Here is a 16155-nt window from a genome sequence, read left to right on the forward strand (position 1 = left end):
TTTGATTCCCACCTTGATCGGTGGTGGTTTGATTCCCACCTTGATCGGTGGTGGTTTGATTCCCACCTTGATCGGTGATCGGAACCGTCGCGCTTGCTGTCTCTGTGCTAACGTGAGCGCCAATGAGTGGCAGACTCACGAGACAGAGCACAACCACAAGGAGTCTGAGAGAGCGATAATCAGATGACTGCACGTGAATACTCTCACGACGGGTGGCAACCATACTAATTATTTCGCATTCAGTCTGCTCACGAATCACAGGTCTGTCTGTTCTGCTGTCCACAACCATGAGGTCGGCTGTGGAAATAGGCGCTGGGCTCCCACCACCCTCAACGGAGCGATCGAACGGATCGGAGTCCGATCTGGTCGTTCACGATTGTCCGTACGCAGTGACAACGTCACCGAGTTCGGCAGCAGAGAGGTTATTCTGACCATATGCGGTGACGGCGTCACCAAGCTCGGCAGCCGTGATTGACCCATCGCCGTCAGTGTCGTATCTCCCTGCCGTGCCGTCAAGCGGTGAGGTGACCGTCCGAAACTCCGTATCCCCACCGATCTCAATTGTCGTGTCTGGCCCGTTCGTAGCTGTGCCGGCAATCGTTACTGCTGTCCCGTTTGTCTCAGGCGCGGTCACCTGATACGTTATTGTGACGTTTGTCCCGTCGCTGAGTGCGGTTGCACGGATCGCCGTGGTCACGCCTGTTTCGTCGGCGGCACTAGCCGTCAGGTCGGTGGGCGTAGCTGGCTCGCCATCAATCCGCACTGCTTCGATCTCGGCCCCGCCAACTGTCGGCGTGAAGCTCTCGCTCACCCCAAGATTCGCGCTCCCATTACCTACTGTTACGTCTGTGGTAACCGTTACGTTCCCTCCCGGCGTGGGGTTTTCACCGATGGCCCGAGTTGCCTGGAACGTCGCGTCGCTGTCAGTTGTGTTTTCGGTGAGCTGGGCCGTGACCGCGGTCGCATTCACGACGCCGGCCCCCGACTCGGTGTCACGTCCCGATGGACCAACATCCACTGCGGTTGTGTCCAGTGCCGACGCCAGTGTATCAGCCGTCACGTCAGGGCCACCGGCATCGGCCGCTAGGGCGGCCACCCCGGCCACCTGAGGCGCAGCTGCTGATGTCCCAGTAAATACCGTGTTACGGACCTCCACGTTCGTGTAGCCCGCCACGTCAACGACATCCTCTTCAGCGTCGTTCGGGCCGACCGAACTGTATGACGCGATCTGCTCATTATCACGACGGTACGCCGCGACACTCACAACTGATGGGACATCCGCCGGCGGCTTGACGGATGACCGAGCGACCGGGTCCTCAATCGTCGGTGCTCCGAACACGGTGATTTCGAGTTCGTCATCGGCTGGACCACCGGTGTGTTGAACAACCAGGTCGATCGGCTGCTGGGGAACGTTCGTCCTGATCCGCTCGAAGCGCTCATCAGGCTCCGATATGATCGTGGTTGAGCCAACTAGGTACTCCTCTCTAACCGGATTATAGAGATAAACCCGGTAGCTGCTGTCGTCACCGTCGGCATCCCAATGAAGATTCACCTGTAGACTGCCACTGAAAACCGTCTCACAGTTCGGGACGCAGGCCGTCTCGTCAGCCGGATCGAACTCATGGAGGCCATCACCATCAGTATCGGTATACTCACCCTGCCAGTGTCGTTGGCGGTCATTTCCCGCACTGTTGATCACAAGAATTCCGTCCGCCCGCGTCTGATCGACATCGTCGGTCAGCGGATGGTCGCCGTCATCGTCGAAGCCTGGAAAGGAGAGTGGCGCCACAACAACATCAACATCTTGCTCACGGAAATACTGGAGCGCGGCCGCAAAATCCGTCGCTGTCTGAATCGTCGCAAGTGAGAGCTGTGCGTCTGGTGCTGTTTTCACCACCGTCGCAGCAGCGTTCGTCCCGTGGTCTGTGGATCCGGTGGCGGCGAACTGCTCGGTGTTAGCAACGTTCTCCGCAATCGCCGGATCTGTGGGATCGAAGCCACCATCGATCACGCCGACAGTGACATTGTCCCCGGTGATCCCCTGCTCGTGGAGGCCACTCACCCCGAGCGTGTCAGCTGCCCCAGGCCCCGAAACATCAGCAGGTTCTGCCGACTGAGCGAGATGGACCTCACTCACCCACGAGAGGTTTCGAACTGCAGATATCTGGTCGGGCGTCGTCGTTAGCTCCACTTGCGTCTCCACCTGCGTTCCAACAGTGCCGTACGCTTCGAGCTCCTCGATGTCCATGGCAGTACTGTTGGTGGCGACGACGGTGTACTGTTGTGACTCGTCACTAACCTCCGTCTCAACTGCCGATGTCGTCGTGTCGGCTGGCGGTGAGATATTTGCGTTCTCCGGCCGCTCTGCCTCCTGTGAGAGTACTGGTGCTACAGCCGCCACGCTGACGGCCACTACCACCACGACAACCACAAGAGCAAGACGAGACCGGCTGAGCGAATTCATTATCAGTATCATCAATGCCGTCGCAAAAGTATTACGGGAAAAACACATCTGCGGTGCGTGACTGCAAATCCTCATACGCTACCGCTCATGATTCCTCCATTTTCAGGCAGAGGAGAATGTCAAGACTGACCGAACGCCGTGACGACCTCACCAAGCTCACTGGCTGTCAAGTCTCCCTCTCCAAACGCCGTAACGGCGTCGCCAAGGTCATTGGCCGTAACTTCTCCGTCATCGCCGCTGTAGCGGGCGACGACTGACTCAAACTCGTCGATCATTTGTTGTCGGTGAAACGCGAGAATATCGTTGGTCACTGAAGGGGGAGTCTCATGTCCGACTCCATCGTACACACTGAACTCGGCTGCAGCCCCGACATTCTCAAAGATGTCGCGACTCGTTGCGAACCGCTCGTCAACCTGCTCCCAGCCAAAAACATCCACGAGAAGCTGCTGTCGCCGGTCTCCCCAGGCGTTATAGCTCTTCGCGTGGATATACTCATTATCGAGATCTGATTTGTCGGGATTCCCTTGATCTTCGCCGCCAATATACCGGTACTGATCGATATCAAGCCACGCTTGCTTCTTAAACGCTGTCCCGGTAAGCTCAGCGAGGTCTGCTGTCCCTACCGGCCACGGAAGCGTGGTGGTGTCAGGATCGGTTCGCACAGGGATCGCTTCATCTAGCTGTGCCTGCGGGATCGTGGCGAATCCGTTCCCACCACTTGAGACTGCGTTGACCCGATCAGGATGCAGAATCGTGAACTGGTCGTTGAACCGGCCGCTGTTTGAGAACCCGTACAGCTGGACCGTGTCTGCGACAGTGTATGGTTCATCATTAAGTCGGCTTCGAGCGTCATCGATCATCGCGAGCAACTGCTGATCAAGCCGGTCGTACGGCGGTTCCGCGTTGCGGAGCGAATTCTGATCGAGCAGTTCGAATGAACCGTCTGGGGGACTGCTCGGAAGCAGCGCAACCACAGCAGGCGTATTCAACTCATCCGCGATTGCGCGGCCACGCCCTGACTGGATCTCTGCCCGCCCATCCGCAATCTGTTGATCGCGTGGTTCTGTTCCCGCTCGCAGTACGACACCGACGACCAACGGTCGGGTCTCAATGCTGTCTAAGACCTGATCCCCGCTGTTCTGTACCGTCTCCGCTGGAGGCGTATACAGGAAATACGGGAACCGGAACCCGGCCTCCGAATCCGCGCTAATTAATTCGAAGTTGTACGTATACTGCTGTGGATTCGATACCGTGACCTCAATCTCGGTCGCGTCGGTCACCGTGATTGTCCGGAGCGATTGTACTTGATTGGGATCTGCTGGTGATTGCACCTCAATTTCCGTTTCGCCGGCGAGTTCGACACCCCGACCGGCCGCATCGAAGTAGGTGACGTACCCATCAGCATCGGTAGTGAACCGGCCTGGCGGGAGTCCCGTTCCGTTTGCAGCCCGAAAATTGACCGGGAGACTTTCGATGGGGTTGCCCTCCGTATCAACACACTGTATCAGTGTTCGGTATCCTTCGGGTAGTACAAGCTCCCTGATATCTCCATCCGTCGTAATCTCAATATTGTCAAACGAATAGATGGCTGGAATCTGGTTTCGTTCTCCGCTCTCATCGATAGTCGTCACTCTGTATGTCCCAACGGTAAGTGACAGCTCGATGCCCCCATCTGCGCCGACCGTATACTCGATCTGCTCTCCCGTCTCGACATTGCTGAACTGGATCACGGTCCCATCAACGCTTGTGTCTGCCTCTGAGCTGAGGCGCCCTGTAGCTGTGACCTCCTCTTGTCCAGCCGCGGTTCTAACGGTCGTAGCCAGCACCCCAACCGCCCCGGCAAGACAAAACTGACGGCGAGTTACCATGTCACATGATACTGAATCTTCCCACTAATATTGTGGGTTGCGCTGAAACTCTCGAATTAGTTGCCGACACGTCTCTCGATGGAGGTCAAACTCCTCACGGTGGAGGTCGGACGGCTCACGCCGACGCAGGGCGACCGCACGCGGCTGTGGACCCACAAGAAAGATCGGCTTGGAGACAGCCCGTGCGGCGCCACAACGCTGTCGGCTGGGACGCTGACGCGGGCATTCGCGAATACGCGACGCTGTTCGCAAGACGAGCAGTTCACGCCGAGCGAGCAGGCTGTTGAGCCGCTCTCGACAGTGTAGTCACTGAGTCATGAAGCCGTCCAAAAAATGGAGCCGCAAGCCGCAGCCGCACTGCAAGGAACCCGTGTGGGAGCGGGTGGTTAGTTACGACTGACCGAACGCGTTGACGACGTCACCGAGTTCGGCAGCGGTCAGGTTGCCCTGGCCGAACGCATTGACGGCGTCACCGAGTTCGCTGGCGGTGATGGTGCCGTCACCATCATCGTCGAACTCGCCAGCCGCACCGTCAAGCGGCGAGTCGGTCGGAGCGACGACCTCTGCGTCGACAGTGAGTTCGTCATTGTCGGACGCGAACACGTGAGTGTAGTTACCCGTGTCGAGACCGGCCGTCGCGCTGGCCGGCACCTCGAAGGTGATCTCCGTCGAGTTGCCCGCGTCGAGGGAGACCTCCTGACTGGCCGAGAGCTGGCTGATGCCAGTCTCGTCCTCGAGATCGTACGTGATATCCTGCGTGGTCGCAGCGTCACCGACGTTGGTGACGTTCAGCGTTGCGCTGAAGGACTCGTTCTGGGTGATGGTCGTCGGACCCTCAACCAGGTCGAGCGTGAGGTTGGCCGCTGCCGGCTCAACCGTACTAATCTCGACGTTGTCCGCGTTGTTGTTGGAGCCGTCGATGCCGGTCACGGTGAACGTTTCACCGGCCGTCTCGGCGGTCACCGTCAGCGTGGCCTGACCGTTCGCGTCAGTGTTCGTGTCAGCGCTGACACGCTCGACGCCAGCGGCCTGGTTGTTATCGATCGACCAGCTGATGTCGCCGTCTGTGAGACTCCGCGGAACGGGGTTCCCGTCGCTGTCGACCAGCTGAAGGGTCACGTTCGCGGTGGTCTCGCCGTCAGCGGCGAGGTTGGTCGTGTCTGTGGTCACGTTGACATCGGCAACGGCGCCCGAGAACTGCTGGACGGCCGAGCCACTGTCAACGGCGTCCTCAGTGTTGACCGCCTGGATCTCGTAGTCACCGGGCGTATCACTCTGAGGAACGATGCTATCAGTACCGAACGTCGCGGTACTCCCATCTCCGTCAGTACCGTCTGGCACAAGCAGCGGACTGACTGCGCTTAACTGACCGTTCACCGCGTTTTGTCCAAGAGATTCCTCACTGCCAGCAGTGTCAATCAGGGTGTCGGGCCCGTCAACGACGAAGGTCGTACTACCCGGATTGACATTGGATTGACCGGCAAGGTCATCATCAAGAACGGCCACAAGCACCAGCGCACCTTCGCCACCAGTGGCGTCAGCGGGCGGTGCGGTCGGATCCGTGACGACAACCATGCGGTCCTGCGGAAGCTCCGTGTAGGAGCTCGTCAACCACGGCCGGAGTTCAGCGTCTGTCCGGGCGAGGTTGTCAGTGTTGCTGACAAGGATATCAGCATCTGCGCCAGTTTCTTCAGTGATGGTCGGGCCATCTTCGCTACCCCACCAGTTGGCCTTTGCGCTGAAGGCGGCACTGGCGTCAGCAAATTCAACACCCACCTCGTTGCTAACGATATCGTTGAAGTGGATGACGTGGTCGTTGTCACCAGTATCCTGGATGTTCACGCCGAGGGTATTCCCAGCGATCTCGTTCCGGACAAGCTGCACCGACTCTCCAAGCCCACTCTGGAGCGTAACACCGGTTTCGCTCCCGGTGATGACGCTGTCTTGGACCGTAGCCGAGCCAGTAACGCCACTGACTGTGATGCCTGTGGCGTAGTTGGAGACCGTAACGTTACTCACTTCAGTCGTATCGCCCTCACTATCAGAGATCGTGATTCCGACTCGGTCCGTAGTGCCAGCCCCTTCAAGTGTGCTGTTGAGGAGCTGGGCATCCGCACCGCCACTAATCGTAACGTCAGACTGGGCACTATCAGTAGTTGACTGGAAGGTAAATCCGTCAACCTCGTGACCGCTGTCGATAGCGAGGATTGTGGATTCCGCGTCGGTAGTCAGCACCGTCTCATCTGCCGAGCCGGTCGAAACTACGTTCGCGCCCGCATTATCTCCAGTTCCGACTCCAGACTCAACGTAGGTTCCGGGGCGGACCTGCACGTAGTCTCCGGCAGTACTACCGGTTACACCCACATCACCAACACCGCCCCCAACAGTCCCGTAAATCCGCTGGGTGTTAACGAGGCTATTGGTGAAGTCATCCTCTTCGTTACTGGTGATGTAGACGAAGCTATTGAATTCGTTGTCAGACTCGAGCGCCTCAGCTCCGTTGGAAGCACCATCACCAGCTCCAACGTCAGCGTCAAAGTCGATGTGAACGTCGTTATTGTCGAAGGTATTGTCCTGGACAGTCGCTCCGGTACCTTCGTCTGCAATCACGAGACCGATGCTGTCATGATTGCTCGTCGTCAGCCCGGAAATATCGTTCTCGGTTACTTCGACGCTGTCACCTTGGTCCGTTGAATCAACACTGATCCCGGTGAGCGTGGTACCAACGGTGCTACTGTCGTCAGCTCCGAGAATCGTATTACCCGAGACTACAAGTGACTGAACCGTGTTCGCGGTGGCCGTGATTCCCGTGCCGTAATTCACACCGACAATTTCGTTGTCAGTGATTTCGACGGCCGCACCGTCATCATTCACACCAGCGAGATCGATCCCGGTGAAAGCACTCGAGACGGTGCCATTGATGGTATTGCTATCGACGGTGACAGTCGCGTCCTCACCGACGAGGTTGTCACCGAGATCAATGGCGTTGTAGTCGTCATTACTCGGATCAACTGCCTCGAACCCATTGTTGCTGAGTTCAATATCGTTGATCGTACTGGCACCAGTCAGGTCCACCACGGTGTCGCCACCAGCCGCTTCGAAGTCAACGTTCGAAACGGTCAGACCGTTCAGGGTCCCGAGATTGTCACCCGAGCCTTCAGCTATCGTGCCCTCACTGTTACTGTTGTCATCGTTAATGAGGGTCAGCCCATCAATCGTCACATCGGACACGGTGTCAGTGTCGGTGTTAGTACCAAGCTGGACGCTCGGTCCACCGCTGCTACTTGCGAGAGTCACATTCGTCGTATCGGCACCAGCACCCTGCACAGTGACAGCATCCGGCTGTGCGCCGATACGGAGTTGGCTGGTCTGCGTGAAGTCGCCTTCACTCAGCTCAATCGTGTATTCACCAGATGTGGTGACTTCAGGAGTGACACCGACGTCACCATCAGCAAAGGCGCTTCCAGCTAGTGTGTCACCACCAATTCCGAGGATGAGGCCTCCAGCTTGACCGCGCACGGTCTGGCCGTCCTCGTCGACAGTGACAGCCGTCTGATCGAATTCATTGTTTTGGAAGATTGCGCTCAGATCTAGCGACGGATCTCCGGTGACATCACCGTATTGGGAAGCTATGTCACTAATGTGGTAGCTGTTACTCTCGAAGGTGTTTCCGCTGAAGTCAGCAACATTACGGAACGCACCACTCTCGGACGTCTGTACCGCGTCATTCAGGTTCGTGAATGTGTTGCCCGTGACAGTGAGCTCAAGACCCTCATCACTGTCGACAATCTGGACACCATCGACGGACTGGTCATTACCCTCGAAAGTGTTGTCCTCGAGAGTCAGCGCGTCGTCAGCACCGCCACCGACATCTGCATCTATAAACGGTGCGCCGGGGTCGGTGAAGTTACTCCCGGAGACAGTCAGCTGAGCATCATCGTTCACCACAATCGCGTCGTTGGCATTGCCAGCCTGATCGAAGGTGATGTCACTGACCTCGACGCCGTCATTATCCGTTTGGAGAGTCGGAGCAGCGCCGTTGTTCTCGAAGGTAACATCCGCACCATCAGCCGTGATACGCGTGTTGTCCGCGTTGATGTCAAGCGCAGTATCGATGGTGTACGTGCCTGAACCAGGACGGATCTCAATCTGATCCGAAGCTTCCCCGTCAAGATCAGTGGGGTTGTTTGCCTCATCGATTGCGTTGCTCAGGCTACTCTCGGTGACGACGGTCCCAGTGTCAATGTTCTCGACCTCAACCGTGGCAATCGAGAATGTGGGCGTCTGGGAGATTGCAGCGGTTTCGAAGTTCGTGTTGAAGTCACCGCTGTTTCCATCGTCCACACGGATCGTATACCGTAGCCCTGAGGCGGTCGACACACCGCTGGTGCCAATGCCGCTCAGTTCAAGCGAATCGATGACAATGTTACCACTACCATCATCAGTCACAACGAGTTGGATTTCCTCATCCTCAGCGTCGACGTTTTGGAAATTAACAGTCCCAGTCCCGGCGTTAACATCCGAGATGGTGACATCACTCAGATCTGCCCCCGCGTTTTCAAGCTCACTGAGGCTGATCCTTATGGCGTCTTGATCTCCGCTAGCCGACAGACCAGTAATGTCGATATTATTGCCTGAGTCCGCAACCAGCTTCTGGGACGTGTCGGCGTTGTTGCCAGCGATATCAACAGGACTGCCGCTCCCGCTTTCCGCAAACGACTGTGCTGCCGCCGTTCCAGCGAACGCGGCACCTCCAATAGCCACCATGGAGGTGACCATCACGAACGCGAAGAAGACGGCACCGAACTTCTCGCGGATATTCTTTTGACCGCCTGTCATGCGATTCCTCCGTCCGTATACCCGAACGACCGGGCTTGCTTATCTACCATTATAAGTTGGTTACGCAGTGTCATCCTCGAGCTCGACATGGTCCCGAAGGATCTCCTCGAGCTTTTCGGAGACGTTTTTGCCTTCACTCACGGCCTCGGCGCGCACTTGCCGCCACACCTGGCGGTCGACCTCGATTGTCGTCCGCGCCATCGGGCCGTTGCTATCCTCGTTTGTCATTGCTTCACTCATACCGCTATCATCCGGCTATCATTTTTGTGGTAGTTCAGTGTAGCCTGTCGGCACGCTACGACTTGCACGTCGGGCGCACCTGTGTTAATGCTAACGGTGACGCGAACGTGTGCCGCAAGCAACATATGAGGGAAATAGAGCGGCTGTACCTCGCAATTCGTTACCGTGACTCCCTATTCATGTGAGTCGATCACACGGGCTCTGAGAATCAGTCGGCATCCTCGTCTTTCTCCTTTGCCACGTCGTGTCGCCTCCTACTCGTCGTCTCTCCAGCTCCCCCACACTTCTCGGTACTTGCCGAGTTCGCGGTACTCCTTCTTCCGCTCGAAGGCGTCGATGGCGTAGATCACCTCGTTGTCCTTGTCCCAATCGATCAGCACGCGAAAGTCGCCGACGCGAAGCTTGTAGCCGGGATGGTTCTTCAACCGGTCAAGGAAATGGTCCGGAAAGTCGCCGATGTCCTCCAGCTTGGTGATGATCCGCTCGGCGTCCTCCGTCTCAAACTGTTCCAGCGTTTCGACCAACGTCTCTGTCAGAACGATCTCGTGAGCCACCGTTTAGCCCTCAGTCGTCGATGCCGAGGCGTTCGCGGGCCTCGTCCGTGGACATCGTCCGCCCCGCTGCAACGTCCGCGTAGCCCTCCGAGACGCCCTCCTGCGCGCCGGGCGTCAGAATCGGCTCCGTGGTATCGCGCAGAACCTCACGGATGAACTCCGAGCGGTTGGTGTAATTCAATTCCTCAGCCAGTTCGTCGATTTCTTCGAGAAGCCGCTTCGGGACTTTGACGTTCAATTTGACCATGTCTCCGTCGCCGTTGTCGCTCGCGTCCGTACTCATAATGCGTGGTATGCGGGTGGTACTCAAAGAACTGTCGCTCAGTCGTCGCGCGGATCGGCGACCGCCCGGTGGAGACCGCGAAGAACGGCCTCCAGCGGGTCGGCTCACACTCCCGATACGGCTTCGGAGAGCTTCGAGTGAAGCCCGTCGAACCCCGGTCAGACCAGTGTAAGAACTCAGAGAAGAACGGCGAAACAACGGAGTGAGAAATCCGACTGATGACAGGCGAATCGGCGACTAAACATCACGCGGTTCCGTGAATAAAAAATCGTATTCACAACAACTGCTAACTGGCCATCAAACACCAGAATAAAGAAATCGTATTACCAACAACTGTCAACCGTCAACTGTTAGAGGGTGCTTTGTTCGAAGATGCGCTTGGTATCGTCGTGTGGCGTGGTGTCGTCAGCCTCGGCGAGTTGCTCCCGGCCGGCCGCGGTCAGCCGCCAGTGATTTGTTTTCTGGCTATCGTCGCGCTCGACGAGCTCGTCGTCGTGCATTCTTATCAGCCGGACGCGAATCGTCGATTTCGCGTATGGGAGCGCATCGTACAGCATGCTCGTCGGCGTCCACTCGGCTTCATAAATCGCAATCTCGTGGAGGATGGTGTTCGGGTTAAGGCTGGTCTGGCGTCCGGCGAAGTACTCTTCGAGATCCACCTTTTCGATCGGCGGGAGATCGGCCTCGTCAACTACGGCGCGACCAGCATCAGTCAGCCACCACCTGAAATCGCGTTGTGGGGGTTCCTCGTGCTCGACGTAGGTGCCATCAAACCGTCGCAAGCGCATGTAGGCGCCCTTGTATGAGGTTGGGAGGTGCTCGGCAATCTCACGTGTACCCGCCGGGCCAAGCCAGTCGAGGACCCAACAGAACTCGGCTTCGGTGACGAGAGAATAAGACATGCTACATGATACCACCGGCTGACTGATAACGCTATCGGCGAGAAACACGCTTCTGGCCGGCGAGCGAGCGTGTCTCCGCCGCGAGCGGCTTTTATTTCTGGATTTTGTATGCGCGTTCGCATGGCGCGCTCGCGAGAAGGAAGATGTTGAGGCGAGCGAGTAGCTTTGCTTTCTGCTTCGCCCACGTGCGCGGCCTCTCGCTCTCACATAAGGCGCTGGCTACCGCTCCCGTCATTCGTCGACCGCCTCGATATCGACCGAGAAGGTGACACCCCACGAGTAGTGGACGCCGATCGTGCCGTCGTGATCGGTCATCGGCCTCTTCGTCGTGCCACAGCCCGGACAGTCGACAGCGAAAGTTTCGGCCATACGGGCTGTCTATCCCAAATCGAAAAGAGCGTGTAGGATCGTTCTCTATTGTTACGAAGCGAAGTATTTTGCCACGTGGTGTGATACTGTCTTCTGCTGGCACCCACCTCCGAGATGGAACGAGACATGTCACGCACACGCGGCAGCCCATGAGGGCCCGGGTGCCAGCCCCCTGCTGTAGGGGCTCTCTGGTATGATGGCAACTAGTTACGACTCCAACTGCGAACAGAGGGATGTCGTGTCGCAGTACTTCGAAGAGCGATTCGTCCGGTCGGAAGTGGACCGCTCAGACGGCTGAATCCCATCTCGGTCGCTCATGGCAGAATCCCAAGACGGAACGACATCAACACTGTGATACACATATGTATTGTATTATTTCAAAACTGTCAGATGTCACCTAATGTTTAAGCCACGGTAGTGTCACATGGAGTTGAGATGAGACTAATTGTGATCACTCTCCTGGTGATTGTCGCTACAGTGAGCGGCGGTGTCGTGGCTGCTGACGGTGCAGCTATTGAGACGAGCAGCGACATGAACAGTGTTCAAGATGCTAATGCCGTCTCTGAAACGCAGTCCCTACAGGAAACTACCGGAGCGAGAGAAACAACGACTTCTCGTGATCTGAGCGGTTCCAGCTGGGATCTCGCTCTCGGAAACGGCGCGCTAGTTGCCGACACAGCGAATCAAACCGCTGGCAACAACAGTTCAAGTAGTGAGCCCGCTGCTGAACGCACACTGAGCTCTGACCAGGTCGTCCCTGGTGGGGAGGTAACCGTTACTGTGGAGGCGGAGGCACAAGGTGACACGTTTACCGTCTCTGAGAACTTCAATCCGACTGTTGATGACGCGTCGATCGAGTCAATTACTGTTAATGGAGACCCGCCGATCCCCATTGCGAGCGCAGCAGATTCAACTGGTGCAACCGTCGCGCTTGATGGACTGAATCTCGGTGACAATATTGTCATCGAATACCGTATTGGAGTGTCTACTGATGCAGAAGTTGGGACAAACTACTCAATCACAGGCGATGTCACAAATGATGGCGAAGCGTCCCTCGGTACTGATAAGATTGATGTGACAAAGTACGCTGTTGAGCGCAACCTGAGCTCCAATCAGGTGGCACCTGGCGGAGAACTGACGGTCACTACGCAAACGGAAGCGCGAGACAGTACGCTTACGATCAGTGAAGTAGTTACGCCTGCTGTCAACGAGACGGAAATTGAGTCAGTGACTGTCGGTGAAGATTCTGTCACGCCAGCAACTGAAACAGCAAATGCAACTGCTGTCACGGTCACAGTTGATGACCTCAATTCTAGTGATAGTGTTAGAGTGGAGTACACGCTGAATATCTCGACGGATGCAGACGTTGGAACGAACTACTCGATAACAGGCACGGTCGCAGACAGCAATATAGAAACGTCCACAAAAAGGACTGAATTTACTATCAAGGATGCATCACCACTCGACGGCGCTGCTGGCGAGTATGATGAGGACAATGACGGTGATGTAACTGCAAGTGAGTTGGGGAGCGCAGTCGCCGACTTTGGACAAGGAGACGTGTCTGCGAGTGAACTCGGTGAGGTTGTCACTGCGTTCGGTCAGTCATAGGTGTGTGAGTCGTGTTCCGGCGAGTGAGGGCGTGCGGCGCCCTCACCAATTGCGGCGAGAGATTTACGTTGACATCCTCCTCGCGCTAAACAGTAGTTGCCGAATCAAATCTTGTTCCGTAGTGAACTACCCCTGCCTACTCGCCGCCTTCGGCGGCTCCTTGAGGCAGGGGCTTCCTGTTTCCACGACGCGCTTTGCAGACACAACCGCAGTGTCCACAGCGAGCGCAGTCTCCACAGGCGGTAATTCGGAGTGTCCCACTCCTAGATCGGTGAGTCCGCGAGAAAGAATGTTCCACGCTGCGTTTGCGTCTCTGTCCGCCTTGAAGCCACAGGCAAGACAGGAGTGCTCACGCACCCACAGAGGTTTATCGGTTTCGACGCCACACTGGGCGCACTCTTTGGTGGTTCCTTCGGGTTCAACTTCCGCGAAATACGTGGCTTCCCGCTCGCACTTCGTTTCGAGCATGTCGGTGAAGATATTCCATGCTGCTAACTCTGCGATGACGTGAATTTGGTCGAATCCACGGTCGAGGTAGGCGTGTCGAATCGAGACGTACTGTTTGGCTGTCTCGGGCAAGGAACGAACGGCTTCGCGCTTGGCGCGAAAGCCGTTCGCGTCCATCGGGACCACCGCAAGCGTAAATCGCGTGCGAGGAGCGACAATATACAGTGTTGCGAAGCAAAACGCTTTGTTCGTTCCGAGATCTGGATACGTGGTTAGGACGTGGCCTGTGTCGGCAGACCCGTAGAAGCGCCACTCGTGGAGATCGATGGCAACATCGACGAACGCAGGAAGTTGGCGCTGAGACTAGGGGACTTCGAACACTCGATCTCGGACGCCATCGAACTAGTCAGTGACGGCGTCTGGTGAGGGATTGCGCAAGTGGTACAGCAGCGATTTAGCGAGCGAATTTCGAGCGTAGCGGTGATATCGACGTGCTCGTCACGATCAAGCTGGAGCGTTTTCCCACCCGTATTTGCGAGCTCCTGATCAAAAGCAATCCGAGAGAGGATTTCTTGGAAATCCTCTCTCGTGTACTTTCCACACGGTTTCACGCCGAATTCGAGCTCTGGGAACAGCACCGCCGACGCAGCACGGCAAACCTGTTTCGCCTCAGCTGTCTGGATCATCTGTTAACCAACACAGCCCAGCATCAAGAGCCTCAGTCAGATTCGGCAACTACTGTAAAGGGCGTGGCGTTCTCTTTGCACTTCCATAACAATCATATCCCCGTTCTTAATCCCACACTGATCGTAGCCTGTTTGAAAAAAAATATATTCACTCTTTTCATGTAGTTAGTGGAAATGGAACTCGCATTCGAGTGTTCATGCGGGGAGTCGGTGGTAGTAACATCGACGGATGAGCGATCGGTTACTGATAGACCCGTGTGTCCACACTGCGGGACTACCTTCACTGTCACCGTCACCGAGATGCAGCGGCCGCGAGATCGCAACTAGGTCTAGCGCGACCCCCACCCTGAAAGTACACCCTCGTTTTACCATGTATCAACCCTTCGCTCCGGGTATGCCCTCATAGGCTACGCGGATGACGGTCGACCTCCCAGAGCTCGGCTTCGACGCTGACGACGCCGTCGCGGTCGCGATCGACGAGCGTGACGAGACAACGGTGGTTGAGGTCGAACACGACATTGACGACTGGACGCTCACGTTCAACGAGGACGGCGAGCTCACGTGGCCGCCCGGCCAATCGGCGCCACGTTGGCTCGGTCTCGTGATCAAGACGGCGGCACCCGAGCTGCGGGTGACGAGAAATGGGCATCCACGTCGATCGGTCAGGCGTGCGTCGATGGCGCTACACCTGTCCGCGCATGTTCAGGACACCAGCAAAATAGGAGACACGGCTCAGAAGTAATACAGCAGAAACCCCACGGTTTTACAGTAGTTGCTGAAGTGGGAGAGAATCGATTGTCGTCGCGGTCGTTGTCTCGATATGGTCGAGACAGCCGAGGCGAACTAGGTGAGTCGTGCCGCTTCGTCGATGCTGTTCCCGGAGCTGAATTTCGGTGTTGCGGACAACGGCACCCATCCGAGCGAGGACTTCCAGCGAGTCCTCGCTCGGATTGCCTTCGACAACGAGTTTGCTAACGCTGGCGCGAAAGCGTATCAACTTGCTCGTGGTGATGACATAGATGTTGGAGCTAAGTCACGGAATTCACTGGCGAGAGCCCTGCTGTACCATCTTCGTGGACTGGAAGCGGAGGCGGTCAACGCTCAGTTTGACCGCGTCCGCGATGCTGTTCTCACTGAAGCAACTCGCAACCGGCTGTTCACACAGCCAGTTGATGTTGCAATCGACGTTCACGACTGGCTGTATTACGGCGATAGCGACACATCGCACGTCTCGCGGACTGATCCTGACCGAGGAACCGACTGTGCCTACAAGTTTGCCACCATCTGTATCGTCGATCCACGTGTCCGATTTACACTTGGATGGGTCGCGCTGGACGGTGATGAGACCGACGAGCTGGCGGAGGCGCTCCGCCAACTCATCTCACAAGCACGGGAGTACGTCGAAATCAATCGTGTCTACCTCGATCGTGGCTTCTACCGCGTCCATCTCGCGTTGGCGCTAGAAGAACTGGGCGTTGAGTTCGTCACGCGTGCGCCACAGACGCGGAAGGTACAGCGATTTATCGCCGACCACGACGAAGACACATTCGTCTCGGAGTACGAGATGGCACGGTCGAATCCACCGACGGGCCGGACGACAGTCCGGCTCGTCGTTGTCCCGCATCGCTCCCGTGAGGACGATCACTTCTGCCTCGTCACCAACCGCGAAGTCACGCGTGACCTCGCTCAACCGCTGGCAGAAGCCTATCGTCATCGGTGGGGTATCGAAACATCCTACCGAAAGGTCTCGGAGTTTCTCCCGAAAACGTCCTCACCGACATTCTCTGTCCGGTTATTCTACTTTCTGTTTGCTGTAGCTCTCTACAATCTGTGGGTATTAACGAACTTGCTACTCACACCAGACCGGGCGGTCGGGAGAACACCAGTCCTCCCGA

14 protein-coding genes and 1 pseudogene are annotated in these 16155 nt (G+C 56.8%); 6 read left to right on the forward strand and 9 right to left on the reverse strand.

From position 1 onward, the window contains the following. Positions 1–370: 370 nt before the first annotated feature. Positions 371–2476: a S8 family serine peptidase gene (locus ACFQMF_RS15540; RefSeq protein WP_379792296.1), complete on the reverse strand. Its 2106-nt coding sequence runs from the start codon at positions 2474–2476 to the stop codon at positions 371–373. A gap of 107 nt (positions 2477–2583) precedes the next feature. After that, positions 2584–4332 carry a hypothetical protein gene (locus ACFQMF_RS15545; protein ID WP_256410068.1) on the reverse strand — a complete coding sequence of 583 codons (1749 nt, stop codon included), beginning with the start codon at positions 4330–4332 and terminating at the stop codon, positions 2584–2586. Between the two features lie 78 nt (positions 4333–4410). Between ACFQMF_RS15545 and ACFQMF_RS15550 the strand changes: the two genes are divergently transcribed. Continuing rightward, complete coding sequence (locus tag ACFQMF_RS15550; protein WP_256410069.1) at positions 4411–4638, forward strand: hypothetical protein; 228 nt, start codon at positions 4411–4413, stop codon at positions 4636–4638. A gap of 84 nt (positions 4639–4722) precedes the next feature. Here ACFQMF_RS15550 and ACFQMF_RS15555 read toward each other — a convergent pair whose 3' ends face one another. The 6 genes from ACFQMF_RS15555 to ACFQMF_RS15580 form a co-directional block, all read right to left on the reverse strand. After that, a complete protein-coding gene (locus ACFQMF_RS15555) occupies positions 4723–9171 on the reverse strand; it encodes a beta strand repeat-containing protein (RefSeq protein ID WP_256410070.1) in 4449 nt (1482 codons plus the stop codon). Between the two features lie 60 nt (positions 9172–9231). Beyond that, positions 9232–9411 carry a hypothetical protein gene (locus tag ACFQMF_RS15560; RefSeq protein ID WP_256410071.1) on the reverse strand — a complete coding sequence of 60 codons (180 nt, stop codon included), beginning with the start codon at positions 9409–9411 and terminating at the stop codon, positions 9232–9234. Positions 9412–9665: 254 nt separating this feature from the next. Beyond that, positions 9666–9965 (reverse strand): type II toxin-antitoxin system RelE family toxin, encoded by a 300-nt coding sequence (locus ACFQMF_RS15565; protein ID WP_256410072.1) that lies wholly within the window; start codon positions 9963–9965, stop codon positions 9666–9668. Between the two features lie 10 nt (positions 9966–9975). Then, a complete protein-coding gene (locus ACFQMF_RS15570; protein WP_256410073.1) occupies positions 9976–10248 on the reverse strand; it encodes a ribbon-helix-helix domain-containing protein in 273 nt (90 codons plus the stop codon). Positions 10249–10598: 350 nt separating this feature from the next. Further along, entirely contained in the window at positions 10599–11150 is a 552-nt protein-coding gene (locus ACFQMF_RS15575; RefSeq protein WP_256410074.1) for a hypothetical protein, read from the reverse strand. 231 nt (positions 11151–11381) lie between these two features. After that, a complete protein-coding gene (locus ACFQMF_RS15580; RefSeq protein ID WP_256410075.1) occupies positions 11382–11519 on the reverse strand; it encodes a hypothetical protein in 138 nt (45 codons plus the stop codon). Between the two features lie 435 nt (positions 11520–11954). Here ACFQMF_RS15580 and ACFQMF_RS15585 point away from each other — a divergent pair, with 435 nt between their 5' ends. After that, positions 11955–13127 (forward strand): COG1361 family protein, encoded by a 1173-nt coding sequence (locus tag ACFQMF_RS15585; protein WP_256410076.1) that lies wholly within the window; start codon positions 11955–11957, stop codon positions 13125–13127. Between the two features lie 126 nt (positions 13128–13253). Here the strand turns inward: ACFQMF_RS15585 and ACFQMF_RS15590 are convergent. Further along, a pseudogene (locus ACFQMF_RS15590) lies at positions 13254–13619 on the reverse strand (zinc ribbon domain-containing protein); the annotation flags it as partial. A gap of 234 nt (positions 13620–13853) precedes the next feature. Here ACFQMF_RS15590 and ACFQMF_RS15595 point away from each other — a divergent pair. From ACFQMF_RS15595 to ACFQMF_RS15610, 4 genes are all read left to right on the forward strand, one after another. Next, entirely contained in the window at positions 13854–14000 is a 147-nt protein-coding gene (locus ACFQMF_RS15595; RefSeq protein ID WP_379792300.1) for a hypothetical protein, read from the forward strand. Between the two features lie 65 nt (positions 14001–14065). Then, positions 14066–14425, forward strand: coding sequence for a hypothetical protein (locus ACFQMF_RS15600; RefSeq protein WP_256410077.1), 360 nt, complete (start codon positions 14066–14068; stop codon positions 14423–14425). A gap of 250 nt (positions 14426–14675) precedes the next feature. Further along, positions 14676–15002, forward strand: a complete 327-nt coding sequence (locus ACFQMF_RS15605; RefSeq protein ID WP_256410078.1) for a hypothetical protein — start codon at positions 14676–14678, stop codon at positions 15000–15002. A 126-nt stretch (positions 15003–15128) separates the two neighbouring features. Continuing rightward, on the forward strand, positions 15129–16155 hold a 1027-nt coding region (locus ACFQMF_RS15610; RefSeq protein ID WP_379792302.1), incomplete at its 3' end, for a transposase.

The sequence above is a fragment of the Halorubrum rutilum genome, from assembly GCF_042665015.1.
GTDB classification, from domain to species: Archaea; Halobacteriota; Halobacteria; order Halobacteriales; family Haloferacaceae; genus Halorubrum; species Halorubrum rutilum.